General features: G+C 67.9%; 23 protein-coding genes. 4 read left to right on the top strand and 19 right to left on the bottom strand.

Annotation, left to right across the window (positions count from 1 at the left end; all coding sequences use genetic code 11):
• Window positions 1-4 precede the first annotated feature (4 nt).
• Window positions 5-1,399 (top strand): cardiolipin synthase, encoded by a 1,395-nt coding sequence (gene cls / locus AC56DV_RS20475; RefSeq protein WP_496316073.1) that lies wholly within the window; start codon window positions 5-7, stop codon window positions 1,397-1,399.
• Here the strand turns inward: cls and AC56DV_RS20470 are convergent.
• From AC56DV_RS20470 to AC56DV_RS20445, 6 genes are read right to left on the bottom strand one after another with little or no spacing between them, the layout of a single operon-like run.
• Window positions 1,380-2,162: an HpcH/HpaI aldolase family protein gene (locus AC56DV_RS20470; protein ID WP_496316072.1), complete on the bottom strand. Its 783-nt coding sequence runs from the start codon at window positions 2,160-2,162 to the stop codon at window positions 1,380-1,382. The two genes, cls and AC56DV_RS20470, sit on opposite strands and share 20 nt — an antisense overlap.
• The gene (locus tag AC56DV_RS20465; protein WP_496316071.1) at window positions 2,149-3,387 is read right to left on the bottom strand and encodes a type III PLP-dependent enzyme; all 1,239 of its coding nucleotides are present in this window, start codon (window positions 3,385-3,387) and stop codon (window positions 2,149-2,151) included. The genes AC56DV_RS20470 and AC56DV_RS20465 overlap by 14 nt, the downstream gene beginning before the upstream one ends.
• Window positions 3,378-5,249: an IucA/IucC family protein gene (locus tag AC56DV_RS20460; RefSeq protein ID WP_496316070.1), complete on the bottom strand. Its 1,872-nt coding sequence runs from the start codon at window positions 5,247-5,249 to the stop codon at window positions 3,378-3,380. Before AC56DV_RS20460 ends, AC56DV_RS20465 begins: the two co-directional genes overlap by 10 nt.
• Window positions 5,246-6,454, bottom strand: coding sequence for an MFS transporter (locus tag AC56DV_RS20455; RefSeq protein ID WP_496316069.1), 1,209 nt, complete (start codon window positions 6,452-6,454; stop codon window positions 5,246-5,248). Before AC56DV_RS20455 ends, AC56DV_RS20460 begins: the two co-directional genes overlap by 4 nt.
• Window positions 6,451-8,295: an IucA/IucC family protein gene (locus tag AC56DV_RS20450; protein ID WP_496316068.1), complete on the bottom strand. Its 1,845-nt coding sequence runs from the start codon at window positions 8,293-8,295 to the stop codon at window positions 6,451-6,453. The genes AC56DV_RS20455 and AC56DV_RS20450 overlap by 4 nt, the downstream gene beginning before the upstream one ends.
• Window positions 8,292-9,500, bottom strand: a complete 1,209-nt coding sequence (locus AC56DV_RS20445) for an ATP-grasp domain-containing protein (RefSeq protein ID WP_496316067.1) — start codon at window positions 9,498-9,500, stop codon at window positions 8,292-8,294. Before AC56DV_RS20445 ends, AC56DV_RS20450 begins: the two co-directional genes overlap by 4 nt.
• A gap of 245 nt (window positions 9,501-9,745) precedes the next feature.
• Here AC56DV_RS20445 and AC56DV_RS20440 point away from each other — a divergent pair, with 245 nt between their 5' ends.
• Complete coding sequence (locus tag AC56DV_RS20440; RefSeq protein WP_496316066.1) at window positions 9,746-11,863, top strand: TonB-dependent receptor; 2,118 nt, start codon at window positions 9,746-9,748, stop codon at window positions 11,861-11,863.
• 6 nt (window positions 11,864-11,869) lie between these two features.
• On the opposite strand, the gene AC56DV_RS20435 is transcribed toward AC56DV_RS20440, so the two are convergent.
• Genes AC56DV_RS20435 through AC56DV_RS20425 form a run of 3 tightly spaced genes read right to left on the bottom strand, consistent with a single transcriptional unit; the run spans window position 11,870 to window position 14,401 of the window.
• Window positions 11,870-12,694: a metallophosphoesterase family protein gene (locus tag AC56DV_RS20435; RefSeq protein ID WP_496316065.1), complete on the bottom strand. Its 825-nt coding sequence runs from the start codon at window positions 12,692-12,694 to the stop codon at window positions 11,870-11,872.
• Window positions 12,695-12,731: 37 nt separating this feature from the next.
• Window positions 12,732-13,643, bottom strand: a complete 912-nt coding sequence (locus AC56DV_RS20430; RefSeq protein WP_496316064.1) for a diacylglycerol/lipid kinase family protein — start codon at window positions 13,641-13,643, stop codon at window positions 12,732-12,734.
• 2 nt (window positions 13,644-13,645) lie between these two features.
• Window positions 13,646-14,401, bottom strand: coding sequence for a phosphatase PAP2 family protein (locus tag AC56DV_RS20425; RefSeq protein WP_496316063.1), 756 nt, complete (start codon window positions 14,399-14,401; stop codon window positions 13,646-13,648).
• 201 nt (window positions 14,402-14,602) lie between these two features.
• Here AC56DV_RS20425 and AC56DV_RS20420 point away from each other — a divergent pair, with 201 nt between their 5' ends.
• The gene (locus AC56DV_RS20420) at window positions 14,603-14,827 is read left to right on the top strand and encodes a hypothetical protein (RefSeq protein ID WP_056405072.1); all 225 of its coding nucleotides are present in this window, start codon (window positions 14,603-14,605) and stop codon (window positions 14,825-14,827) included.
• Window position 14,828: 1 nt separating this feature from the next.
• Here AC56DV_RS20420 and AC56DV_RS20415 read toward each other — a convergent pair whose 3' ends face one another.
• A complete protein-coding gene (locus AC56DV_RS20415) occupies window positions 14,829-15,728 on the bottom strand; it encodes a LysR family transcriptional regulator (RefSeq protein WP_496316062.1) in 900 nt (299 codons plus the stop codon).
• A 101-nt stretch (window positions 15,729-15,829) separates the two neighbouring features.
• Between AC56DV_RS20415 and AC56DV_RS20410 the strand changes: the two genes are divergently transcribed.
• The gene (locus AC56DV_RS20410; protein ID WP_496316061.1) at window positions 15,830-16,879 is read left to right on the top strand and encodes a zinc-binding alcohol dehydrogenase family protein; all 1,050 of its coding nucleotides are present in this window, start codon (window positions 15,830-15,832) and stop codon (window positions 16,877-16,879) included.
• Here the strand turns inward: AC56DV_RS20410 and AC56DV_RS20405 are convergent.
• The 9 genes from AC56DV_RS20405 to AC56DV_RS20365 form a co-directional block, all read right to left on the bottom strand.
• Entirely contained in the window at window positions 16,876-17,400 is a 525-nt protein-coding gene (locus AC56DV_RS20405) for a hypothetical protein (RefSeq protein ID WP_496316060.1), read from the bottom strand. The genes AC56DV_RS20410 and AC56DV_RS20405 overlap by 4 nt on opposite strands.
• 114 nt (window positions 17,401-17,514) lie before the next feature.
• Window positions 17,515-17,991 (bottom strand): lysozyme, encoded by a 477-nt coding sequence (locus tag AC56DV_RS20400; protein WP_496316059.1) that lies wholly within the window; start codon window positions 17,989-17,991, stop codon window positions 17,515-17,517.
• A complete protein-coding gene (locus AC56DV_RS20395) occupies window positions 17,988-18,464 on the bottom strand; it encodes a hypothetical protein (RefSeq protein WP_496316058.1) in 477 nt (158 codons plus the stop codon). Before AC56DV_RS20395 ends, AC56DV_RS20400 begins: the two co-directional genes overlap by 4 nt.
• On the bottom strand, window positions 18,461-18,700 hold the full coding sequence (locus AC56DV_RS20390) for a hypothetical protein (RefSeq protein ID WP_496316057.1): 240 nt from the start codon (window positions 18,698-18,700) through the stop codon (window positions 18,461-18,463). The genes AC56DV_RS20395 and AC56DV_RS20390 overlap by 4 nt, the downstream gene beginning before the upstream one ends.
• Window positions 18,700-19,062: a hypothetical protein gene (locus tag AC56DV_RS20385; protein WP_496316056.1), complete on the bottom strand. Its 363-nt coding sequence runs from the start codon at window positions 19,060-19,062 to the stop codon at window positions 18,700-18,702. Before AC56DV_RS20385 ends, AC56DV_RS20390 begins: the two co-directional genes overlap by 1 nt.
• 40 nt (window positions 19,063-19,102) lie before the next feature.
• The gene (locus AC56DV_RS20380; protein ID WP_496316055.1) at window positions 19,103-21,142 is read right to left on the bottom strand and encodes a phage late control D family protein; all 2,040 of its coding nucleotides are present in this window, start codon (window positions 21,140-21,142) and stop codon (window positions 19,103-19,105) included.
• 1 nt (window position 21,143) lies between these two features.
• Window positions 21,144-21,317 (bottom strand): tail protein X, encoded by a 174-nt coding sequence (locus tag AC56DV_RS20375; RefSeq protein ID WP_496316054.1) that lies wholly within the window; start codon window positions 21,315-21,317, stop codon window positions 21,144-21,146.
• Window positions 21,318-21,324: 7 nt separating this feature from the next.
• Window positions 21,325-22,230 carry a phage tail protein gene (locus AC56DV_RS20370; protein ID WP_496316053.1) on the bottom strand — a complete coding sequence of 302 codons (906 nt, stop codon included), beginning with the start codon at window positions 22,228-22,230 and terminating at the stop codon, window positions 21,325-21,327.
• 9 nt (window positions 22,231-22,239) lie between these two features.
• Window positions 22,240-24,606, bottom strand: a complete 2,367-nt coding sequence (locus AC56DV_RS20365) for a phage tail tape measure protein (protein WP_496316052.1) — start codon at window positions 24,604-24,606, stop codon at window positions 22,240-22,242.
• Window positions 24,607-24,662 lie beyond the last annotated feature (56 nt).

Below are 24,662 nucleotides of genomic sequence, written 5' to 3'. Positions count from 1 at the left end.
AGCTATGACACTCCCAAGCGCGCGCGGCTGGCTGGCAACCATACTGACCTGCTGGTCCCTGGTGGCGTGCGCTTCGCTGCCCACGGTGGAGCTGGACGACGCCAAGGCCAAGGCCGCCGCGTCGGACGCGCCGCGCATCCACACCGCCAACGGCAAGCTGTCGGCCAACACCAGCGAATCGCTGCTGAAGAAGCGCTGGGCCAAGGGCGCGCTGGACCTGGGGCAGCAGGCGGCGCTGGAGGAAGCGGCCACCGGCGTGCCCCTGATCGCGGGCAACAAGGTGCAGCTGCTGTTCGACGGCCCCGCCACCCTGAGCGAAATGATGAAGGCCATCGACGCGGCCAAGAACCACGTCAATTTCGAGACCTATATCTTCGACGAGGACGTGCTGGGCAACCAGTTCGCCGACCTGCTGCTGAAGAAGCAGGCCGAGGGCGTCACCGTCAACATCATCTACGACAGCGTGGGCACCATCGGCGTGCCGCAAGCCTTTTTCGACCGCATGCGCGCCGGCGGCATCAGGCTGGTGGCGTTCAATCCGGTGAATCCGGCCAAGGTGCGCGGCAACGGCTGGAAGGTGAACAACCGCGACCACCGCAAGATCCTCATCGTCGACGGCAAGGTGGCTTTCACCGGCGGCATCAACATCAGCGACACCTACTCGAAAAGCTCGCCGTTCCGCTCCAGGGCCAAGCCCACCGACAAGAAGGACGTGGGCTGGCGCGACACCCACGTGAAGATCGAGGGCCCGGCCGTGGCGGCCTTCCAGTGGCTGTTCATCCAGGCCTGGACTCAGCAGGACAGCGACGACCTGCGCGACGCCGACTACTTCCCCACCCCGGTGATCGCCGGCGACCGCATCGTGCGCGTGCTGGGCAGCGCGCCGGGCGGCAGGTTCGAGATCTTCAAGGCCTATCTGCTGGCGATGCAGGAGGCGAAAAAATCCATCCACATCACCATGGCTTATTTCGTGCCGGACCAGCAGACCATGGACGCGCTGACGGCCGCCGCCCGGCGCGGCGTGGACGTGCGCCTGGTGCTGCCCAGCGTGTCCGACAGCGGCCTGGTATGGCACGCCGGGCGCGCCAAGTACGACGAGCTGCTACAGGCGGGCGTGAAGATCCACGAGCTGAAGCTGGCCGTGCTGCACGCCAAGACCGCCGTCATCGACGGCGTCTGGTCCACCGTGGGCTCGACCAACCTGGACACGCGCAGCTTCCTGCATAACAGCGAAGTGAGCGTGATCGTGATGGGCGAGTCCTTCGGCGCCGAGATGGAGCGCGCCTTCCAGGAGGATTTGCGCAACTCCACCGAGGTGAAGCTGGAACAGTGGCGCCACCGCCCCTGGAGCATGCGCATGAAGGAGTGGTCGGCGCGGTTTATGGATTACTGGCTGTAGGTTCCCGGTAGCCGCCGACGTGCGCCTTGAGCGCGCGGAAGCTCACGCCCCGGTCGTCGCCCAGCAGGAAGGCGCGCACGCCGCGCGCCAGCCACGCAGCGTGCTGCCCGGCTTCGCGCGGGATGGCGCAGAACGGCACCCGGTGCGCCCTGCAGGCGTCGGCCACGCGGCCGATGGCGGCCTGCACTTGCGGATGCTGCGCCCGGCCCGGATGGCCCAGCGACTGCGACAGGTCGATGGCGCCTTCCAGCACCATGTCGATGCCCGGCACGGACAGGATGCTGTCGATATTGTCCACGCCCTGCGCATCTTCTATCATCGCCACCACCATGATCTCGCGGTTGGCCTGCTCGAAATAGTCCGTCAGCGGGATGGCGCCAAAGCCCGTGGTGCGGCCGCCGCTGATGCCGCGCTGGCCCAGCGGGTGGTAGCGGCTGGCCTGCACGGCGGCGCGCGCATCGTGCGCCGTGCGGACGTGCGGCACCACCACCCCCATCGCGCCCGCGTCCAGCACGCGCGTGATGTCCGCGCCGCCGCCCGCCGGCACCCGCACCAGCGCCGGCAAGCCCGCGCACTCGGCGGCGCGCAGCATGTGCTCCAGCGTCTCCGGGTTGACGCAGACGTGCTCCGTGTCGAGGATGACGAAGTCGTAGCCCGCGCAGGCGATCATCTCCACCATCAGCGCCGACGGCATGGAATTGAGCAAGCCGTGCACGGCGGCGCCCCCGGCCAGCTGTTGCCGCAGGCGGTTAGGCTTCAGCATGCAGATACCATTGGTGTGGATGCTGGTGCCGCAGGAAGTCGTGGTGCGAGATGTGCCATGCGTAGGCGCCCGCCAGCGGGAACACCAGCACGTCGCCGCAGCGCACGCGCGCCACCGGCGCATCGAAAGCCAGCACGTCTTTCGGCGTGCACAGCTGTCCCACCACGCTGACCGCCGTGTCCTGCGCCTGCGGCCGCGCGTACGGATGGGGCCAGGCCTCCACCGGCATCACGTGGAAGGGGTGGCTGTGGCCTTGGGCGGGCGGCGTGCGGAAGTGGTGCGTGCCGCCGCGCCCGACCACATAGGTCTTGCCATAGCTGGGCTTGACGTCGATGACTTCCATCGCATAGTAGCCGCACCAGGCCGTCATGTAGCGTCCCAGCTCGAAGCGCAGCTTCACGCCGGGCATGGCCTCCTGCCGCATCAGGCGCGCCAGTCCGGAGCAGAAGCCCTGCCAGTCGAACTGCGCCTGCCCGTCGCGGTAGTTGACGCCGATGCCGCCGCCCACGTTGATGTGGCCGATATCCAGGCCGTGCTGCGCGCACCACAGCTTTACCTGGCGCAGATAGCTGGCCATCAGCTGCAGGTGCGCCTGCGCGTCCAGCTGATGCGACAGCAGGTGGAAATGGAAGCCGCGCAGCGCCAGCTGCGGATAGTCGCGCAGCCGCGCCAGCGCGGCCGGCAGAGCGGCGGCGGGGATGCCGAACGGCGTGGGCTTCCCGCCCATCATCAGGCGCGTCTCGGCCAGGCCGTCCAGTGCCAGATTAATCCGCAGCAGCACCGGCACGCGGCCGCCCGGCGCCGCATGCCCGCGCCGTGCCGCCAGGCTGCCCAGCCGTTCGATCTCGTGCACGCTCTCCAGGTGCACCCCGTCCACGCCCAGCTCCAGCGCGGCCTGCAGCTCGCTATCCAGCTTGCCCGGGCCGCTGAAGATCACCGGCGTGTGCGGGAAATGCTCCCTCACCCACGCCAGCTCGCCGCCGGAGGACACTTCGAAGCCGTGCACCAGCGGCGCCAGCGTGCGCAGCACCGGCAGGTCGGAATTGGCCTTGATCGCATAAAACAGCTCGCACTGCTCCGGCAATGCCGCCACCGTGCGCGCGGCGTGTGCCTGCAGCGCCTGCATGTCGTACACATAGGCGCACAGCGGCTCGCGCGCTTCGGCCAGGGCATCCTGCAGCCCCTCCCGCAGGCGCCCGAACACCGCATCCATCCTCAATTCCATGCCGCCTCCCGCACCGTCATCGGATTGCCGACCGGGACATACGTGGTGGCGCGGTCGGCGCGCTTGAAGAAGCGGTTCAGCAGATTGGTCTTGCCGGGCAAGGGCGCGCCCGCCAGCAGCTCGCCCAGGCGCGCGGCCGACTGGCTGTCCCCGTACAGCTGCTGGTAGCGCTCGACGTGGTGCCGCACCACCGCCCACAGGCGCTTGCGCAGCAAGGCGTCGCTGCCGGCCAGCTGGTCCACCGCCTCGCAGAAGTTGTTCACGAACAGGCAATAGGCGATGCGCTTCCAGCCCAGGTCCGCGCTGTACCACAGCGCCGAGCGGGCCGCTTCGCTCACGCCGCGCAGGTCGCCCACGCTGTAGCGTTCGCGGGTCAGCTTCACGCCTTCGAAGTCGCGCAGGAAGACCTGGCACGGCAAGCCGTCCGCCACGCCCACCAGCACGTTCTGCAAGTGCGGCTCGAAGATCAGCCCATGCGCGAAATAGCAATACAGCACCGGATACATCAGCTCTTCCACGTAGCACGAGAACCAGCGCTCGGCCATGGCGGTATCGCCGGCGCCGGTGGCAGCGGTCATGCCGCCGCGCGCCTGCGCCACCAGTTCGCGCAGGCGCGCCGCGCCGTGCACGTGGTTGCCGAACAGCGCGCCGGCCAGCAGCGGCACCGCGCCGGGGCGCAGGAAGTCCTGCCAGCCACGCCGCAGTATCATGCCGAACGCTTCGCTCACGTCGCGGTCGCCGGCCGCGTCGCCGGACTTCAGGTCCACGCTCATGAAGGCCGGCTCTTCCAGCACTTCCAGGCCGGCAAAACGCTGCTTCAAGTCCGGCATCAGCCCACGCATGATTTCGCTGACCTGCAACGCGCCTTCCAGCTCGTAGTGCGCGTTCTTGCGCACGCAGTTGGTGATGCGGATATTCAACGAACACTTGTAGAAGTATTCCTGGTCCGGGTGGTACAGCGTGCGGATGGACGAGGTGGGGAAATATTCGGCGCCTTGCGGGCCGAGGTAGCGCAGCCTGCCCTGCTCCAGCGCGGCCGCCACCAGCGGATGCTGCAGCAGGTGGCTGGCCTGCCACGGGTGCACCGGCAGCAGCGCATGGCTGTCGTCCGGGACCAGGCCGGCGGGGGCTTGCGCCGCCACGATCTGGTCGCAGCTGCGCTCCAGCAGGGAACGCTGCATCAGGTGCTCGCGCTGCACCGCGAAATAGTGCAGCGGGAAGCGCGCGCCGGTTTCCGGTGAGTAGCGCAGCATGTCGGCATGACTCACGCCCTGGCGGCTTTTCGGCGCCGGGTGGAAGGGATGGCCGAACAGCAGCGACTGTTCGGAGGCGATGAAGGCGGCCGCCGGCTGCGCGGCGAACGGGCCAGGATCGGCCACCGCCAGCACGGCCGCCGTCACGCCGACGCTGTCGCGCATCTGCTGCATCAATTCCTCGTTGTGGCCGGTGCCGGTCTGCTGGCCCAGTTCGCGCAGCAGCGTGGCGGCCAGCGCTTCCCAGTCCAGTATCGCCCACGGCTTGCCGTCGGTCTTGGCGTAGAACGCCGAGGTGTAGCTGAAGTTGCCCGTGTCCGACGGCGCGGCGACCGCCACCAGCAGCCGCGCACGCGTGTGCGGCAGTGCAATCTGCAGCACGCTCGGCTCAGCGGCGCCGCCTGCACCGGCCACGGCGGCGCGCATGGCCATGCGCAGGGACTGCGGCCAGTCGTCCTGCGCGCCGGGCGGGCCGGCCTGCAGCTGCCCATGGGGCGCCGCCACTTCGCGGCAGTAGCAATTGAGCAGGGTTTCCATCGCGCGGCGCGCCGCGTCCAGTTGCGCATCCGCTTGCGCGTGTTCGGGGAAATTCGCGGTAGTGGCTTTCATGGTTTCTCCAATACGTATTTTTGTGTGGGGGCGCAGGCCAGCGCCGCGGCGTACAGGCCGCAGGCCAGCATCACGGCGGCGCCGGCGATGAAGGGCGCGCGCAGGCCGGTTTGCTGCACCAGCAGGCCGGCGGCCAGGCCGGCCGCGACGGCGCCCCATTTGGAACTGCTTTCGAACCAGCCGAAGGTATGGCCGGCGTTGTCATGCTGGACCAGGCCGGCGATCAGGCCGTGCAGCGCGAGGTAGGCCAGCGTCATGCCGAGGCCCATCAGCAGGCGCCAGGCGGCCAGCAATTGCCACTGCGCGCCGCCGCCCCATGCCTGCCCGGCCAGCGCCAGCACCAGCAGCAAGCAGGCGCCCGCCATGGTGGCCAGCAGGTGGCTGCGGCCCAGCCAGCGGCTCAGCGGGACGGCGCACAGCAGGTACACCAGGTGCGGCAGCCCGAACAGCAGCCCGGCGATGGCTGGCGTTGCCGCGCCGGCCTGCGCGTAGCTGACGAAGTACGGCATGGTGGCGACGGTGGCGAACACGAACAGCCATTGCAGCAGGTAGACTTGGCGCGGCGTGGCGGCCACCGGCTCGACCCTGGCTGCCTGCGCCTTGGCCGCCTTGGCAGCGGCGGCGGCGCTGGCCGGCAGCAGCCAGATGCCAAGCGCCGCGCACAGCGGCAGCGCGGCCAGCCAGCGGTACAGCGCCAGCGGCGAACCGGTCTGCATCAGCAGCCATCCCAGTCCCAGCGGCGCAATCACGAGTGCGGCGCGGGCCGACCACTGCATCAGCGTCAGGCTGCGCATCAGCGCCGCGCCGCTCACCACCGTGGCCAGGTAGGCATTGGAGGCCGAGAAGGTTCCGCCCAGCAGGCCTTGCAGCACCAGCGCGGCGACGAACCATTCCACGCTGGGGGCGAAACTGGCCAGCAGGAAGCTGGCCGCCAGGCCGAGCTGGGCCCGCAGCAGCAGGCGCTTCTTGCCGTAGCGGTCCGCCAGCCTGCCCCACCACGGGCTGCTGAGCGCCGTGAAGAAGGTGGGCACCACGTACAGCCAGCCGGCCAGGAAGGGCTGGCCGCTGTGCAGCGAACCTTCCAGGATCAGCGCGAAGAACGGCGGCATGCCCAGCGCAGCGAACGCCGCCACGAAGTGGCACAGCATGACGGTGCCGATCACCAGCCCCGGGCGGGTACCGCCCGCCGCGGCCGCTGCGCTCATGCCATCCTCAGGAAGTTGGGCGCGCTGCGGCCATAGAACTTGTTCACGTCGGCCGCGCCGGTTTCGCTCTTGTCCGACAGCGTGGCCGCCACCAGCAGGCATTTCAGGTACAGGCGCTCGTCCTCCAGCAGCACGCGGCGCGCCAGCGACGCATCCTCGCCCTCGGCTTCCAGCTGCGCCAGCACGCGTTCCACGCAGCCGCGCACGCGCCGGTGCAGTGCGGACGGCTCCACCTTGAGCGCCAGCGCGTAGCGCTCCGCCAGCACGGCGACGTTCAGCTGCAGCGTGATGGTGATGAACATCTGCGCCAGCGGCAGTGCGTCGGCCACGGCGATGCGCTGGTCCTGCAGGTCCGCCACGTGCGCCGCCAGCTGCGGCCAGCGCCGCCCCAGTTCGCCGGTGTGGATGCGGGCCGCGTCGTTGTCCTTCAATAGCAGGCGCAGGCGCGGCCCGCCCTGCCGCCGCCCCAGCACCAGGACCGAGTTCTGCTGGTTGGACTCCAGCGCCACGCCATAGCGCAGCCACAGCGTCAGATGCAGGCCCAGGGTCAGTTCCAGGTAATCGTCGAAGAAGGCCAGCAGGTCGCCGTCGTAGTAGCGCTGGGCCAGTTCCTGCGCCACGATGCCGCCGTGCTGCGCGGTGGCCGTGAGCGCGGCGACGGACACCACCGAGCAGCCTTGCAGCGCCGCGTCCGGATAGCGCCGCAGTATGTAGCCGAGGAACATGCGGTGGTCCGCGTGCGCGCCCGCCTGCTCGTCGGTGAGCAGCAGGCGCTGTGCGTAGGCCGGCTCGCGCGCGGCAATGGCGCCCAGCAGGGTCTGGATACTGTGGCCGTCGCGGATGGTGCTGGGCTTGATGGTGCGGATGTTCCTGGCGCCCAGCGTGCGTATCGTCAGCGGCACTTTCAGGTGCCACTCGGGCGCATCCAGCAGCACCACGGTGCGCACCGACAGCGTGGGCGCCACCGCTAGCCACGGATGCGGCGCGGCGATGGCCTGCCCGGCCAGGCCGCAGCCTTCCAGCATGGCGTCCAGCTGCTCGCCCCAGACGAAGGGGTGGACCGGCAGCAGCACGTGGCTGCCGGCCAGCTCCGGCGCCAGGCCGACGTCGGCGAAGCCCGGCCATGCGGCCGGCCGCCCGCCCGCCGCCCCGCCTTCGGCGAACACCAGCGCGCGCGGCAGCGCCAGCCAGCGCAGCTGGAAGGGCTGCTGGCACTCCGGCCCATAAGCTTCCAGCGCGGCGCGGTCGAAGCCCAGCTTGGCGCGCGCGGTGGGATACAGCGGATGGTCGTGGAACGCGGCCACCCTGTCGTAATGCAGCAGGGACGCGCTCCAGTCCATATCCTGCGCGCCCGCCTGCTCCAGGCGCAGCGCGCCGAACCAGCGTTCGCGCTCGGTGTCCGCGATGCGGCGGTGCTCAACCGCCAGGCGGCACTCGGCCGCGAACGAGGAGAACAGCGCCCGCGCCTGCGGCGCCAGGCCGCGCGCAAAGCATTCGAGGATCTCGCCCAGCGTCAGCAGCTCGGTGTACCGCACGCCCTCCTGCCACAGCAGCGGCGCGGCCGTGCTGCGCCACTGCTGCATGAAATGCGCGGGCTGCACCGGTATCCACAGCACGCCGCCCTGCAAGTGCGGCAGCCGCAGCCACTGCGCCCCGCTGGGGCGGCTCCACGCGCCGGGATAGCCGGCCAGCTGCTCCGCGCCGGCCAGTTCGGCCTGGCTGACGCAGCCGCGCACGTCCTCGCGCAGCAAGGCATCGAGCACGCGCTGGCGGATATAGCTATCCTCTTCCCGCATGTTGACGGCGGCGCTCAGCGCGCGCAACGCGCTGCCGCGCCTCACGCCGCGATCTCCCACACCAGGCCGGCGCTGACGCGGTCCATGGCCTGCGCCAGGCTGTGCGCGTCGCGGCCGGTGCCGCGCAGCACGCCGAGGTAGTCCTTGTTGGAGTTGCTGAGCCGGATCTGCTCGCCCTGCTCGCGCAGCGGCTGGTACTGCCACTGCACGCCGTCGCTGCCGGCGCCGAAGGCGGACGGCGACGCGGCCAGCCGGCCTTCCTCGGAGGCGGTGAAGTAGCGTATCAGCGCGGCGTTCTGCGCCGGCTTGAGGTCCGGCAGCGGCTGGCCCAAGTGGAGCCGCAGCACGGTCTCGAACAGCGGGATGTGCAATGTGTCCTGCAACAGGAACTCGCGGTAGTCGCCGATATTGCGGTAGTTGATCTCGATCAGGCGCGGCCCGGTGGGGCTGAGCACGAACTCGGTGTGGCAGGCGCCGAAGCCGATGCCGAAGCGCTCTATCATGCGCACCACCTGCGCCTCCTGCTGCGCCGTCAGGCCAGTGCCCCAGCGCGCCTCCAGCTCCACAAAGTACGGCGGCGGCGACAGGCTGACCTGGAAACCGCCCAGCACGCACAGGCGCTCGCCGTCGCCCAGCGTTTCCAGCGTGTACAGCGGGCCGGGGATGTATTCCTCCAGCAGCAGCGGCGCGCCCGACTGCGACTGCCAGATGGCGGCGCACTGCTGCCGCAGTTCGTCCTCGGTGGCGGCCAGCGTCACCTGCTGGCTGGCCACGCCTTCGCGCGGCTTAACGATGCACGGATAGAGCACCTCGTCCACCAGGCGGTCCAGGTCGTCCGGGCTGCAGGCCAGGCCGAACCACAGCGGATCGAGTCCCTCCGCTTTCAGGTGCTCGCGCATTTGCGCCTTGTTCTTGGCGCGGTAGGTCACGTGCCAGTCCTTGTGCGGCAGGCCGAAGTAGTCGGCCGCGACGGCGGTGCTGGTTTGCAGGTGGTCGCTATTGGAGAACAGCGCGGCCGGCGCGGCGGCGCGCGCGCTGAGAACATCGATCACGGCCAGCGGGTTGAACACGTCGCAGGCCACGATTTCGGCCGGGTAGGCCGGCAAGCCGGCCTGGTTGAAATGCTTGCGGTGGGCGTCCGCATGGTCGCTCAGCAGCACCACGTTCAGGCCCAGGGCCCTGGCTGCGGGCAGGAAGCCCAGGTTGACGGAATCGGTAGGCACATGGGCCAGGATGATCAAGTCTTGCATCGTGTTCCTCATTCGGTGGAGACGGATGACTTGCTTGCTTCCGCAGGTGGGAAGCTGGCTGGCTTGGAACAGCGATAATACTGTGAATGCGAATCATTATCAATTAAAAGTTGTTTTTATTTATAGATTGCAATATGATATTGAGAATTATTTGCATTTAGCCAGCCGCCGCCAGCCGAATCCATCGAATCAATCAACAAATCAATCATCGAATCCATCACCCATTACGTTCTCGAGGAATCCGCATGGCACTGAAGAAAACCCCGCTGGCGCTGCTGCTGGCACTGAGCTTCCCCACCCTCACCCACGCCCAGATCGACGCCGCTGCCGCCGGCATCGCCGCCGATGGCGTGATGCCGACCGTGACCGTGGTGGGCGCCGCCAACGCCGACAGCTACAACGCCGCCAACTCGTCCAGCGCCACCAAGACCGACGCGCCGCTGCGCGACATTCCGCAAACCGTGAACGTGATTCCGCAAACGCTGCTGCGCGACCAGGGCGTGCGCTCGCTGCAGGACGCGCTGAAGGCGGTGCCGGGCGTGGGCATGTCGCACGGCGACGGCCAGCGCGACCAGGTCACCATCCGCGGCTTTTCCGCCATCGCCGACCAGTTCATCGACGGCATCCGCGACGACGCGCTCTATTTCCGCGACCTGTCCAACATCGAACAGCTGGAAGTGGTGAAAGGCCCGGCCGCCGTGCTGTACGGACGCGGTTCGTCCGGCGGCCTGATCAACCGCGTGACCAAGAAGCCGGGCGTGGACATCAGCGAAGTGGCGCTGCAAGTGGGCAGCTGGGCGCAGAAGCGCGCCGAGTTCGACCTGGGACGCAACATTGCCGACAGCGGCGTAGCCTTCCGCATCACCGGCGCGGTGGAGGACGCCGACAGCTACCGCGACCAGCAGTTCCTGGAACGCCAGGCGCTGGCGCCGTCGGTGCAGTTCAAGCTGGGCGCGGCCACCACCCTGCTGCTGCAGGCCGAATACCTGCACGACAAGCGCGTGACCGACTTCGGCATTCCGTCCTACCAGGGCCGGGTGGTGGACGTGGCGCCGGGCACCTACTACGGCGCCGCCAACGCCAGGGACAACGACTTCAGCGAAGCGCGCGTGAAAGCGGCCGGCTTCGTGCTGGAACACGCCTTCAGCGGCACGCTCAAGCTGCGCAACGCCTTGCGCTACTACGATTACACGCTGAACCGCAACAACACCCTGGTCGGCTCGGTCAACGAGGCCGCCAAGACCGCCTCGCTCACGCGCGGCAATGTGTTCCGCGCCGAAGACGGCTACTTCAACCAAACCGAACTGGTGCAGAAGGCCGAGCTGGCCGGCATGCAGCACCAGATCCTGTACGGCGTGGAGTTCGGCCAGCAGGACAAGGAAGTGCTCAACCGCTCGCAGGCCAACGTGGCCACGGTATCGCTGTTCAACCCGGTGGCGCCGGCCGTGCCCTTCATGGCCGGCGGCGCGCCGGGCGCCAACAACCTGTCCAAGTTCGACGTGAGCAGCGGCTACCTGCAGGACCAGGTGACCCTGGCGGCCAACTGGAAAGCGCTGGCCGGCGTGCGCTACGACCGCTTCGAGCAGAAGACCATCGAGCGCCGCGTGAACCAGCCCAACCTGGCGCGCACCGACAGCACCTGGAGCCCGCGCGCCGGCCTGGTGTACCAGCCGGACGCGAAGCAGTCCTATTACGCGTCGTTCAGCAAGTCCTACCAGCCTTCCGGCGAAACCTTCGCGCTGGCCGCCAACAACGCCGACATGGCGCCGGAGCAAACGCAGAACAAGGAACTGGGCGCCAAGTTCGACCTGCTGGGCGGCCGCGCTTCGCTGACCGCCGCCGTGTTCCGCCTGCAGCGCGACCACATCAAGGCCACCGACCCGGCCACCAACAAGATCATCCCCATGGGCACCCAGCGCACCGACGGCGTGGAACTGACCTTCGCGGGCGACCTGGGCCAGGGCTGGCAGGCATGGTCCGGCTATTCCTGGCTGGATTCGAGCATGATCGCCTCCATCGCCCGGGACGACGGCCAGCCGGTGCAGGGCAAGCGCGCCACGCTGACGCCGCGCCACAGCGTCAACCTGTGGCTGAGCAAAGCCTTCAACAGCAACTGGGGCGCGGGCGCGGGCCTGAACTACGTGGGCGAGCGCTTCGCCAACCCGGGCAACACCGTCACGCTGGCCGGCTACACCACGGTGGACGCCATGGCCTACTACCGCGCCAAGGCGGTGGAAGTGCAGCTGAACGTGATGAACCTGCTGGACCGCGAGTACATCGTGTCCGGCCACGGCTCCAGCAAGTTCCTCAGCCTGCCCGGCGCGCCGCGCTCGGCGCAGCTGACGCTGCGCTACAGGTTCTAAGCCATGCTACGCCGCGGCGGGCCGGGTGGACTCCCACACGTCGCCGTTGCGGCAAAACACCTCGCTGCTGGCCAGTTCAAACGTGGCCAGCGCGTCCTGCCAGCTGTAGCGCTCCACCGTCAGCCGGCCGGTTTCCACGCGGATGGCGTTGAAGGAGTTTTCCTCGCCGCGCTTGCGGGTGGAGGTGGCCGTGCCGGCCTGCACCACCAGCGCCGCGTAGCCGGCGATCTTGTAGCGCTCGGAGCTGTTGGCCGCGTGGCTGGAGTGCAGGTGGCCGGCCAGCAGCAAGTCGACGCCGCAGTCGGCGAAGGCTTCCATGGCCATCGGCGCGCGGTCCACCAGGTCGTCCTCGTCGAAATGCTCGGGCAGGTCGAAGGGATGGTGCGTGACCACCACGTGCGTCAGCCCGTCCGGCAGCGCGTTGAAGCGCTCGCGCAGCCGCCCCACCTGCTCGCGGTTGACGCGGCCGTCCTTGAAGGTGAGCGAGCGCGCGGTGTTTATGCCCAGCACGGCGATTTCATCGTCCACGTATTCCGGCGCCAGGTCGGCCGTCATGTAGCGGCGGTATTTCACCAGCGGCGTGAAGAAGCGCGCCGCCACGTTGTAGAGCGGGATGTCATGGTTGCCCGGCACCACGATCTGCGGCCCCGGCAAGGTGTCCAGCCAGGCCCGCGCCGCCTTGAACTGGGCGCTGCGGGCGCGCTGCGTCAAGTCGCCCGACACCACCACCACGTCCGGCCGCAAGGCCTCCACGCGCGCCTTCAGCGGCGCCAGCAGCGCCTCATCGACGCGGCCGAAATGCAGATCCGACAAATGCACCAGGGTACGCATGGCGTTCTCCTTTGGTATACGCTACTTTGTTATCCGTCTATTTGGGCACCACCACCGTCAGCGCGCCCGCGCGCATGCGGTAGGACAGCGGCGTTTGCATCACCGTCACCTCGCCGTCGGTGGCCACGCGGATGCGCGCGTTGCCGTGCTTGCCGCCCTTGCGCGTGTCTATCGTCATCTCGGTGGCCAGCAGCACGTCGAAGTCGCGCTGCTGCGCCAGGGTGCCAAGCAGCGCGTGCCAGGCCAGCCGCACCAGGCCCAGGCGGCTGGGGCGCTGCGCCACGTACAGGCTCAGCATGCCGCCGTCGATGCGGCTGCGCGCGCCGATATTGAAGCCTTGCATCAGGTATTCGTTGTTGCCGATGAAAACGAAAGGCGTGCGCCGCGCATGTTCTTCGCCGTTCACGCTCAGCCGCACGTTCAGGAAGGGAAAGCGCCGCAGCGCCGCCAGTGCGGCCCAGGTGAACGCCAGCCACTTGCCGCGTCCCAGCCGGCTCTGCTGCTTCTCGCGGTCGCGCACAATGTCCGGGTACAGGCCGAGGCTGGAGTTGTTGAGAAAAATGCGGCCGTTGACCTCGCCCACGTCCACCCGCATGTGGCCGCCGGTGGCGATGGCGGCAATCGCCTGGTCCAGCTCCAGCGGGATCTGCAAATCCTTGGCGAAATGGTTCAGGGTGCCGAGCGGCAGCACGCCGTACGCCACGTCGGTGCCCGCCAGCACCGAGGCCACGGCGTTGATGGTGCCGTCGCCGCCGCCGGCCACCACCAGCCGCGCGCCCGCCGCCACCGCCGCCCGCGCGGCCGCGATCATTTCCTCGCCGCTTTGCGCCAGCGTGATGTCGGCTACATAGCCGTGCCGGGCGAACTTGGCCACCAGCTGCTGCGAGAACTCGCCGCAATAGCCCAGGCCTGCGCCGGCGTTGATGATGACGGGAACCACGGTGGCCACGGCTATCCTTTCGCGTGCATGCTGGTCTGCGCAGTCCGCGCCGCCTTCGCGGCCTGCCTGCGGCGCAAGGTCGAGCAGCCGGTGATGCAGACCGCCAGCCAGCCGCAGCCCTCCACCATCGCCCCCAGCACGTCGCTGGGATAATGCGCGCCGAGATAGATGCGGCTGATGCCGGTCAGCGCCACCATCAGCGTGGCGCCGGCCACCACGGCGCAGCGCACGCGCCAGCGCTGCGCCGTCATCACCGCGTAGCTGGCCACCAGGCCCCAGAACAGCGTGGCCGCCACCGTGTGGCCGCTGGGGAAACTGTAGGTGGCCAGCGTGAGCATGGGCTCATCGAACACCGGGCGGGCGCGCTGGTAGATGTGCTTGAGCGCCACGTTCAGCAGCATGCCGCCCGGCACCGACAAGGCCAGCGCCAGCAGCCAGTAGCGCCCGTGCAACTCCGCGCGGCGCCTGAAAAAGGCGCCCGCCAGCGCCACCAGCAGGCACATGCCGGCCACGCTGTGCACGTGCGTGAGCAGCCACATGAGGGTGGTGTACGGCTCCTGCGCATTGACATGCATCCAGGTCGACACGTGCAAGTCGAACGCGGCCACGCCGTCGTTCTCGGCCACGTCCTCCGCCACCTCGGCGAAAACGGCCACGGCCGCCATCATCAGGGCTGCGCCGGCGGTCAGGTGCAGGCCGAATTCGCCGCCGGGCGTCAGGCGCGCTTCCACGAAGCGCATCAATTTCGAAGTAGCTGTCTGGTTCAAGGTGGATGGTTCTCCTTTGTTTTGCAAATGATAAGGCTTGTGCGCGCCCGGCGTCGGTTCCCTGGCGCACCGAGGGCGCTGCACAAAAAAACAACAGTTATTAAAATCTACTGATATTTCATACAGTACTGTGTTTTTCAACAGTAGTTGTGATACAGTGGCTTCACTCGATCAACACTCAACTGACCCAAAGGAAGAATCATGACTACATTGAACAGCGGTTTCGGCTCCCGTTTCGGCCTGGAATATGCCCCGATGTCTTTCCTGGTGCGCTTCGGCAAACGCGAGATCCTGGTGTGCCGCGACTTCCGCAAGCGCTTCTATGCAGTCAACCCTATCCTGGAATGCGACACCGGCGTGCAAGCCGGCCACCTGGAAATCCTGGTGCTGCGCCGCTGGCTGCTGATCCTGTCCAAGGCACACTGATTTACATTTGTTCATACTGGGCGCGCAAAAAGTCGCGCAGCTGCAGCACCGTCGGCGTCACTTGCGAGCGGTGCATGCACACCAAGTGCAGCGGGGTTGCTTCGCCCACGATGTCGGGCAACAGTACTTGCAGCCTGCCGCTGCGCAAGTCGTCCGACAGATCCATCTTCGATTTATACGCGATGCCCAGTCCCGCCACGGCCCAGCGCCGCACCAGGTCGGCGTCGTCGGCGCAGCGGTTGCCGCGCACGGCCAGCGTGACCGCAGCCTTGCTGCCGGGCGGATAGAAGCTCCAGTTATTGTGGATTACGTCGTCCAGCGCGTAGCACAGGCAGTTGTGGCGCTGCAGATCGTCCAGCGACGCCAGCCTGCCGTGCTTGCGGATATAGTCCGGCGAAGCCACCAGCACGCGCCGGTTGTCCGGCGCAATGGGCATGGCGATCAGGCTTGAATCCTCCTGCTTGCCATAGCGGATGGCGATGTCCACCGGCTGGCGGTACATGTCCGCCTGCCGGTCGCTCACGCTGATCTGGTAATGCACGCCCGGATACTGGGCCTGGAACTTGTCCAGCCAGTACAGCAGGATATTGCGCCCCAGGTCGGACGGCATGGCGATCTTCAGCGTGCCGCCGGGAACGTCCTTGGCCTGCATCAGCGTGTCGTGCCCCTCTTTCAGCAGCCGCAGCGCCTCGCGCGCATGCACCAGGTAGCGCTCGCCCTCGTCGGTCAGGCGCAGCGAGCGCGTGGTGCGCGCGAACAGCCGCAGCCCCAACTCCCCTTCCAGCCGCTTCAGGCCGGCGCTCGCCAGCGCCGGCGAAATCTCCAGCGCGCGGGCCGCCGCCGACAGGCTGCCCTCATCCGCCGTGCGCACGAATACCGTCAAATCATCGAGCCGCAGCACTATCCTCATTCCTTTGAAAGTGTTTCAGGAAAAGCCCTCTTTTTCGCGCCTGCGAAATAAGTGATGATACTCGCATCGCACAACCATCCAGGAGTTTCCCCATGAAAGCCGTTGCCTACCGCGCCTCCCACCCTATCGACCATGCCGACGCGCTGGTCGACGTCGAGCTGCCCGAGCCGCAAGCCGCCGGCCGCGACCTGCTGGTCGAGGTGAAGGCGGTGTCCGTCAACCCGGTCGACACCAAGATCCGCAAAAACGTGGCGCCGGCGGACGGCGAGCTGAAAGTGATCGGCTGGGACGCGGCCGGCGTGGTGAAAGCGGTCGGCCCGGACGTGACGCTGTTCAAGGTGGGCGACGAAGTCTGGTACGCCGGCTCGCTCACGCGCCCCGGCACCAACAGCGAGCTGCACTTGGTGGACGAGCGCATCGTCGGCTACAAGCCGAAGAACCTGGATTTCGGCCAGGCCGCAGCCCTGCCGCTGACCGCCATCACCGCGTGGGAGCTGCTGTTCGAGCGCCTCGGGGTCAGCCGCAACCTGAGCCGCAACCCGGGCCGCGAACCGGGCCGCGACGCGGGAGAGACCGGAAAATCGCTGCTGGTGATCGGCGCGGCCGGCGGCGTCGGTTCCATCCTGGTGCAGCTGGCGCGCCAACTGACCGGGCTGACCGTCATCGCCACCGCATCCCGCCCGGACACGGCGGAATGGGCACGCCAGCTGGGCGCGCACCATGTGATCGACCACAGCAAGCCGCTGGACCAGGAAATCAAGCGCCTCGGCCTGCCGCCGGTGAACTACGTGGCCGCGCTGAACCAGACCGACAAGCATTTCGCCGCGATCGCCGAACTGATCGCCCCCCAAGGCAAGCTGGGGCTGATCGACGATCCTGGCCAGCTGGACGTGAGCAAGCTCAAGCGCAAGAGCGTGTCGCTGCACTGGGAATTCATGTTCACCCGTTCGATGTTCGAAACAGCCGACATGGCGCAGCAGCACGCGCTGCTGAACGACGTGGCGCAGCTGGTGGACAGCGGCGTGCTGAAGACCACGCTGGGCGAGCGCTACGGCAGCATCAACGCCGCCAACCTGAAGCGCGCCCACGCGCTGATCGAAAGCAACCGCGCCAAGGGCAAGCTTGTGCTGGAAGGGTTTTAAGCGGGCCGGGCGCACTCGGCGCCGTCCTGCATGCCGCGCAGCAGCGCCAACGCGGCCGCGTCGTGCTCGGCCAGCACCTGCTGCAACTGCGTGGCCGACTCGTATGACTCGGACAGCAGCTTGACCAGGTTCTCCTGCAGCCGCGCCAGCCGGCGCGAGCTGTAGCCGACGTTGCCGAACAGCCGCGTCACGTCGAGGCAGATCTCGCGCAAGTCCCACAAGGTGCGCTTGGTGCATTCGATATCGTCGCGCATGGCCTGGCGCACGTCGATCAGCTCGGTCCTGGCCTCCTCCCTGGCGCACAACTCCTGCACCGACACCAGCCACGAACGGATGCGCACGGCGACGCGCTCGATGCGCGCCATCTTGGCCTGCATCGAGTAGCAGTACTGCAGCGCCAGCAGCCAGTACGGCAGGCGCGCCAGCACCATCGGCAAGCCCGCCGCGCGCAGGCGCTGCTCCATCTTCTTGATTTTCGAGAGCATCTCCCAGATGCCGTGATTCACCGGATGCGGGCGCATGATGGCGGCCTCCGAAAACGGCGGCGCACAGCGCGCCGCCCAGTCACCCCAGTATAGCCAGCGCACACGAGCCCGGCGCATCGTCCGCTTTGATCCAGCGCAAACCCGGCCCACCTAGCCCGGCGACAGGAACACCGCCCGCTCCGCCTCGCGCCGCCGCGCCAGCCCGGCCACGCGCCGTCCGCCGGCCTTGTTCCACACCAGGAAGCTGTCGGCCGCCGCCGCCAGCTCCTGCGCCATGGTCTTGCGGCACACCGAGCTGGCGCCGAACGCGCCCAGGCCGATGTTGTAGGCCAGCGAAACGCAGGCGGCGGCGCGCTGCGGCGGCTCCAGGTACAGCGCCGGGCAGCGCTTGAACACGCCCAGCAGGAACTGCGCCACGCGCCGCTCCAGCTCGGCGTCCGCCTGCCGCTGGCTCCACACCATGCCCGGCGCCACGCCCAGCGTCTCGCCCCAGCCTATGGTCCACACGCCCACCAGGTCCTGGTAGGCGCGCAGGCGGCAGCCTTCGAAGCGGCGGATCAGCTCCAGTCCCAGCTGCAGCGCGCCGGGTTCCGGCAGCGCAGCGAAGCGGTCCCGTGCGGCCGTCATTTGCCGCGCTCGCGGATGGCGCGGCCGACGAACCAGAACGCCAGGATGCCGGACAGGATGGCGCGGTCCTCGGCGTCGTAGATTTTCAGGATCGCGTCCCAGCCGCCGATGCCGGCCTGGCGCGCCACCATGAACATGGCCAGCTTGGCCAGGCCGTACATCAGCAGCACGTAATAGGTGGCCAGCGGCCGCACCAGCACGTTGAGCGCGTCGGCCCAGCGGATGCCGCTCAGCTGCATCTGCCCCTGCAGCGCGGCCTTTTGCGCGTCCAGCAGCGCCAGCGTTTCATCGACGCCGCCCTGGAGCTCGGCCAGCGCCTGGCGGCTGGCCGCGCGCGTCTGTTCGAGCTGGAACTGGCGGTCCAGCATGGCCAGCTCGTGCGCGTTGTCGCTGCGCTTGTTGAGAAAGCCGAACAGCTCGGGCAGCAGCCGCAGCAGGCCGCCGCCCAGCATGGACAACAGGGAAATAATCATGAACGTTCTCCTTTCAGATACCAGGCCAGCCAGGCCAGCAGCAGCGCGTCGCCGTAGCCGGGCGCGGCGGTGCGGCCGAACAGCGGCGCCAGCACGATGTCGAGCGCGCCGGTGGTCAGCAGCAGCCAGCCCAGGCGGGCCGCCAGCTGCGTGTGGCGGCCCATGTGGTTGATGGTGTAGAACAGCCCCTGGCACAGGATCGCCAGGGCTGCGATGAGATAGATAGCCGGCAGCATCACTGCCCTCCGACGAAAGAGCGCAGCCGTTTCAGGCCGGCAGGGATCAGCACCTGCGCGGCGATGCCGAGGCCGGCGCCGCCGGCCAGTCGCATGAAATCGCCCACGCTGTGCAGCCAGGGAAAGTAATGCAGCGCCGCCGCCGCGATCACCGGGGCGAAGAAGCCCGCCAGCAAGGCCGAGCCGGCCACTGTGCTGGCGATTTTCAGCGCCGACATCGGCGGCAGATAGGACAGCGACACCAGGCCGCCGAAAAAGCCGGCCAGCAGCGCGTCATACTGCACGCCGAACACCGAGCCGCTCAGCGTGATGGTGCCGGCGGCGATGGCTATCGACGCAGTCGAGCTTGCGGGTTCCGCCATGGGGTTCCTTTCGTAATGGTTTATCTGGATGACGCCTGTACTAAGGCAGCAGGCCGTAGTGCAAGTGGTGGCGATGGTCATGCTGAACGCCAGCGGCACCACGGTTGATGACTGCCTCTTTGGAGGTCGCGTACCACAAGCGCCACGGCTGCAATACCGCCTGGTAGCCGCGCAGCGCCAGCAATGCCGCGGTGAACTGCTGCACCAGCTCGGGCTCAGCGGAACGTGGCGCGTTCACGATCTTGCCACTGCCATCCTTCACCGGGCCATAGCTGGTCTCGATCCTGACCTTGTTCAGATCGGACAGGTCCAGCGCGCGGCTGGTAACATGTGCTTCCGACCAGCCCTTCTTCTTGCCGGCATAGCGCCGCATGCGCTGCAGTCTGCCAGCGTCCGCGGCGGGGTCCTGAAGCAGCGCCTCGTAGGTGCGCTTGTAGTCCGCAAACAGCGGCCGCCAGGCGCCGTTGATGGTCAGGCTCTCCATCGCCGGCACGGCGAACGCCGCATCGAGCAGGTGCTGGTACACGTCGAAGTCCGTCTTGCGCAAGGCCTCGTCCGCGCTAACGCCTAAATCCCCGGCCCAGTTGGCGAAGTCGGCGCGCCAGAGTATTGCCATGCTCCGTCCGCCGCGCGACACGGTCGCCTTCCGGGCATTGCCGGCCAAGGGCTGGATGCCGCTATAGAACGCGCAACGGGCCTCCTGCAACGCCGCCGGCAAGCTGCAAAAATTGTGGACCAGCCTGCGGAACAGCGGCGTATTGCGGGCGTCCACGCCGCCGACGACGTCGGCCGTGGCGCCGCGCTGCACTCCCATGGGATAGCCGTACTTGTTGAACAACAGGGATTTGGCCGTGAGCACGTCCCCGGACTCCAGGGCCATGCCTGCGCGCAGACGTTCATCGACTGCTTCCAGATACGCTTTAAAGTCCGCCTGGCTGCGCAGCAGCGCGCCCTTGCGCAGCGGGCCTGCGGCGACCGGGCTGGCCGCTGCCGCCGCAGGCGCAACCGGCCTGGCCGCGTTGGCGCCGCTCTTGCCGTTGTCCGCCACCACCAGCTTGGGCGGCGCGGCGGGTTTGGCGGCCCCGATCCGCGCCGGTTCGGGCTTGCGGCCATTGCCGCCGTTGACCTCGATCTCGGTTCGCCACGAGTCGCCGTCGTAGCTATGCACCACCGACTGCACCAGGTAGTCGCCGTTGAGCTGCTCCATCATGCCGGCAAGGCGGATGTACTTTTCCGCAGCGATATCGGCCCGTCCCGCCGTGTGCAGGCTGCCATTGAAGGTGGCGCGATTCAGCGCTTGCAGGCGCGCATTGGCGGCGGCCTGCGCCGATGCCGGATTGGGATAGACGTGACGCAGAATATCGACATTGCCGCCGCTCGCCACACCGTCGGGATTGCGGGCTTCCACTTCTATTTGCTTGCCGGTGGCGGGATCCTGCGCCTTGGCCAGCACCGCGTCGTAACTGCTGCGATTGGCCCGCGTAAATTGGAAATCGCTCAGATCGGTCAAGGTCAGCGCAACCGGCGGCAAGGCCGTACCGCTCGCCGACTTTCCAGCGCCCTGCGGCATGACCAGCAGTTTCCCGTCCTTGGCCGTTGCCGTGGCGCCGTGCAGGCGCGCCATGCGCGTGATGAAATTCAGATCGCTTTCGTTGACCTGGTCGGCACGCGGCACCGCCGCGTCCACGCTGCAAACGGGCTGCAGCTTCATGCGCGCTGCCACCGCCTGCACGATAGCGGCCAGGGTCGTCGCCTCGTAGCCGAAGTTCTGCCCAACCTTAGCTGCCGCCGCCATATCGATCGCCTTGCCATGAATGGTCAGCGCCGCCGGTGCATGCTTCAGTTCACTGACATAGTAAGTGCCCAGGTAGGTCAATCCCTTGCCGGCCCAGCCGATGGAGATCCGCAACGCGCTGCCGGTCGGCGGTTCCTGCAGCACCGCCCCGCGATTGTCCAGGTGCAGCTCGCAAGTGTCCGACTCCAGACCCGGCTGGTCGGTGACCCTGAGACTGATCAATCTGTCGCTCAGCTGCTGCGTAATGTCCTGGCCATCGGCTTCAATTTGAAATTCGGCGCGCATTTCAGCTCCACAGTTGAATGACTTCGGTACGCGGCGCAGGCAGCTCCGGCAGGCGTATCAGCAAGCCGGCGGCAAAGGGCTGCGGCTGCGCCGCCAGGCCGGGATTGGCCGCGTAGGCCGCCTCCACGGCGCGCGCCACGAAACCGTAGTGGGCGTGGCATATGGTGTCCAGCATGTCGCCGTCACAGGTTCTGATAATCGTCGCCATAGCGTTTGAACTCCAGGTTGAAAATATGTTTGCGGGCGGCGCCATCGGCCATCAAGCCGTCCAGTTCCTGGCTGATGCTGGTCATATACCAATGGCCCAGCACCTCGCCGTAGCCGGTGGTCAGCAGCAGCGGCTCCAGCGCATTGCCGATGGCGCGCAACTTGTCCAGCTCGCGCGCGCCGCGCTTCGCGGCCGCATACACCACGCCGGACAAGGACAAGGTGTCGCCGCCCTGGCTTACCGCGTGCGCCGCCTCCTTGCGGTTCAGGCGGGCCGCCGCCGTAATGCCGTAGCTGGTCTGCCGTTTCAGCGTGCTGAACGCCGCAGCGGACAGGCCGAAGTGGTACAAGGTACCGTTCTTGGTGCTCAGCATCAGCAAGTGCGGCGTGGCGGCGGTGGTGGCCACCGCCGCCGATGCCGCAGCGGCGGCGCCGCCGACTGCGGACGCCTCGGGCGGCTTGTCCAGCGACGACACCGCCGCCGGCAATGCGGGCTTGCCCGTCATGCCGGAAACCGCCTGGAATTTCTGCTGCAGGCTGCCCACCGCCCCTTCCAGCTTGGCCGCCGCGCCTTTCACCGCCGCGATCTTGCTGTCCACCAGCTTGCCCGCCGCCGCCTGCATGACGCCGATGCTGCGCTGTATCACCTCGCCATCCAGCAGCGGTACCACCCGGTTCAACAGCGCGGTGGACGACGTGACCAGCTTGGTCGCCTCGTCCACATGGCCAACCGCCATGTCGGCCAGCTTGGTGAACCGCACGGCCTGCTTTTGATACTGCTGATCCATCTTCAACGTCACCTGCGCTTCCGCCTTCGCGGCCCGCTCGGTGGCGCGCGCCACTTCGCTCGTGGCCTTGCTGATCAGATCCTTGATACTCATATGGCCCTCCTAAAGCATGGGTACATCAAACAGGCTGCTGCGCTGACGCTGAGCCTGGAACTGGCCCAGCAAACGCTGCAGATGCGGCAGCAATTGCTCGGCAAAACCGCGCGGATCCTTGGCGTCGCCTTGCACCGTGACAGAGATGGATGGACTGAAATGGACATTGGACGGCGCGGCCGCCTGCAATGCCGCCTGTGCCTGGCCTCGCGCAACGTCGCCTGCCGCCGCCGTTCCGCCTGCCGCCATGGCCTGCGCTTGAGCCAATGCTCCGCGCGGATCGGCCGCATCCGGTTTGGCTGCCGCCCGCATACCCGCGTACAGCAAGGCGCCCGCGCCGGCCACCGCCAGCCCGGCCGTGGCGGAGACCGCGAGACTGCGCCTGCCCAGCCGGGGCTCGGCGGCGCCAACCACGCTGCTGGCCGCACTGCCGGCCGCATTGCCGGCCGCGTTGCTGACCGTGTTGCTGGCCCTACTCCCGGCCGTATTGCCGGCCGCCTTGCGCGTCCGGCGTGCAGCCCAGGCCTTGCCCAGCGCATCGATGCCTTCCGCGCCCAAGGCGGCGCCTACCCCGCCGCCGATCAGGCCGCCAACGGCAGCGCCGACAGGTCCGCCAAACGCGCCAAGCAGCGCGCCCACCTTGGCGCCGGCCGCACCGCCAGCCAGGCTACCGCCTACCTTGCCCAGGCCGCGCGCCTTGTCCCCAACCGTACCGGGTCCCCGCAGCACCTCGTACGCCTCGTAGGCCGCGCCCAGACTGCCCAGCGAGCGCCGGCCGAGGCGCCCCAAAACTTTGGGCGCCTGCTTCAGCCGCTCCAGCATGCCTGTCTTGCCGCGCGCCGCAGCCGGTGCGGGCGCTCCCGCCGCGCCGTCAGTCGCCGCGCCGCCGCTTGCCCGGCCGCTTGCCCGGCTGCCTGTTCCGGCAGCCGCGCCGCTTCCGCCGGCCCCGCCCCTGGCCTTCCTGTTCTTCTTGCCCTTCTTCTTCGCGTCGCCCCGCTCCGCACCGGCGCCGCCGGCGTCAATCGCCTCGCCCGGCCAATTCACAACGAACACCTTCTGCGTGCCGCCTACCGCAGGCGCTTCGCCTCCGGCTACCGCAGCCACCGCCTCGGCGGCGCTCCTGGACACCTTCATCCGTCCCAGCATCGCGCCGATGCCGAATTCCCCCGCGCCCCGCAGCATGCCCACGCCGGCCTTGGCCAGCCTGAACGCGCTGATCGCCCCCACTATGCCGACGATGCCAGCCACCGCATGCGGCGACGACTTGGCGAACGCGCCCGCCGCATCGGTCAGCGCGGTCAATCCCTTTGCCGCCATATCGCTGGCGGGCCGGATCGCATCGCCCACGCTGCGCTTGGCCTCGTTGACGGAGCGGTCAAGATCGGACCACAGTTCCTGCGATTGGCCACGCTTTTCCTGCTGGTCCTTCTGCAGGCGATCCATATCGTTCCCGACTTCCTGCGTGGGCAGTTTGTTCAAGTAATTCCGTGCCAGTACCCCGGCAGGCACCGGCGGATGTTCTCCCGAGGCCGCCGCGCTGCGCGTGGCCAGCTTGGCCAGCACTTCCTTTGCGCCCTTGGCCGCATCCTCGGGCGTGGCCGCTGTCTTCGCCTGCTCGTTCAACAAGGCGACGGATTTCACCACCGCCTCCTGCCCGGTGATGCCCAGCTTCTTCATTTCCATCAGCAGCGCAGGCAGCTGCTTCGCCATCTCTTCCGCGCCGAATTCCCCGCCGCTCAGTTGCGCCACCGAAGTCAACGCCGCCTGCATCGCGGCCGGCGTCATCGCGCTGTCCTTGCTGCCGGACGTCTTGCGCAATGCATTCATCAGCGCCGCCGTATCGCCGGCCGACACGCCCTGGCCCACCGAGAACATGGACAGCAACCTGGCTTCATCCAATATGGCCGAACCCTGAGCGCCGCCCGAAGCCAGCTTGCCGGTGGCCTTTGCCAATGCGTCGCGGTCGATGCCGTTGGCGCGCGCGGCCTCTGCCACCTGGTCGCCGAACGCCTTTTTCTCAGCCGCAGTCTGCTTGCCCACCAGCGGCGCCACGTCGTTGACGATGGCCTGGTAATCGGCCGAAATCTTCACCGGCTCCGATAGCGCCTGCCACAGCGTGGCCATGTCGCCCACGGCGGCCTTGCCCTGCTCCAGGCTCTTGCCCATACGCTCGAAGCCGTCCGCCTTCCACTGCATGCCCTTTGAAGCGAGGCTGAGCCGCAAAGGGCTGCGGCTCAGTCGCTCCGCGTGCTTGGCCAAGGCCTCCGCCTGGCGCCGCAGGCTCGCCACCTTGCCCTCCACGTCTGCAAAGACGCGCCCCAGGGTGGGGTCCGCCACGGCCTTGAACAGCACGTTCAATTCCAATTTATCGGCCATCTTCTACTGCCCTCCTTCCTTGCCTTCATCGTCCAGCCACCACAACATATCCTCCA

This window comes from Massilia sp. BGA-UO-ETr-WB1, from assembly GCF_059567845.1.
This window is presented reverse-complemented; position numbering and strand designations above follow the sequence as displayed.

Coding starts and splice junctions, on each gene's coding strand:
- AC56DV_RS20370 (WP_496316053.1), bottom strand. CDS start 22,230: ATGAGTATCAAGGATCTGATCAGCAAGGCCACGAGCGAAGTGGCGCGC.
- AC56DV_RS20445 (WP_496316067.1), bottom strand. CDS start 9,500: ATGCAAGACTTGATCATCCTGGCCCATGTGCCTACCGATTCCGTCAAC.
- AC56DV_RS20365 (WP_496316052.1), bottom strand. CDS start 24,606: ATGGCCGATAAATTGGAATTGAACGTGCTGTTCAAGGCCGTGGCGGAC.
- AC56DV_RS20380 (WP_496316055.1), bottom strand. CDS start 21,142: ATGCGCGCCGAATTTCAAATTGAAGCCGATGGCCAGGACATTACGCAG.
- AC56DV_RS20465 (WP_496316071.1), bottom strand. CDS start 3,387: ATGGAATTGAGGATGGATGCGGTGTTCGGGCGCCTGCGGGAGGGGCTG.
- AC56DV_RS20470 (WP_496316072.1), bottom strand. CDS start 2,162: ATGCTGAAGCCTAACCGCCTGCGGCAACAGCTGGCCGGGGGCGCCGCC.
- AC56DV_RS20420 (WP_056405072.1), top strand. CDS start 14,603: ATGACTACATTGAACAGCGGTTTCGGCTCCCGTTTCGGCCTGGAATAT.
- AC56DV_RS20390 (WP_496316057.1), bottom strand. CDS start 18,700: ATGCTGCCGGCTATCTATCTCATCGCAGCCCTGGCGATCCTGTGCCAG.
- AC56DV_RS20455 (WP_496316069.1), bottom strand. CDS start 6,454: ATGAGCGCAGCGGCCGCGGCGGGCGGTACCCGCCCGGGGCTGGTGATC.
- cls (WP_496316073.1), top strand. CDS start 5: ATGACACTCCCAAGCGCGCGCGGCTGGCTGGCAACCATACTGACCTGC.
- AC56DV_RS20435 (WP_496316065.1), bottom strand. CDS start 12,694: ATGCGTACCCTGGTGCATTTGTCGGATCTGCATTTCGGCCGCGTCGAT.
- AC56DV_RS20385 (WP_496316056.1), bottom strand. CDS start 19,062: ATGGCGGAACCCGCAAGCTCGACTGCGTCGATAGCCATCGCCGCCGGC.
- AC56DV_RS20395 (WP_496316058.1), bottom strand. CDS start 18,464: ATGATTATTTCCCTGTTGTCCATGCTGGGCGGCGGCCTGCTGCGGCTG.
- AC56DV_RS20410 (WP_496316061.1), top strand. CDS start 15,830: ATGAAAGCCGTTGCCTACCGCGCCTCCCACCCTATCGACCATGCCGAC.
- AC56DV_RS20440 (WP_496316066.1), top strand. CDS start 9,746: ATGGCACTGAAGAAAACCCCGCTGGCGCTGCTGCTGGCACTGAGCTTC.
- AC56DV_RS20400 (WP_496316059.1), bottom strand. CDS start 17,991: ATGACGGCCGCACGGGACCGCTTCGCTGCGCTGCCGGAACCCGGCGCG.
- AC56DV_RS20405 (WP_496316060.1), bottom strand. CDS start 17,400: ATGCGCCCGCATCCGGTGAATCACGGCATCTGGGAGATGCTCTCGAAA.
- AC56DV_RS20375 (WP_496316054.1), bottom strand. CDS start 21,317: ATGCTGGACACCATATGCCACGCCCACTACGGTTTCGTGGCGCGCGCC.
- AC56DV_RS20460 (WP_496316070.1), bottom strand. CDS start 5,249: ATGAAAGCCACTACCGCGAATTTCCCCGAACACGCGCAAGCGGATGCG.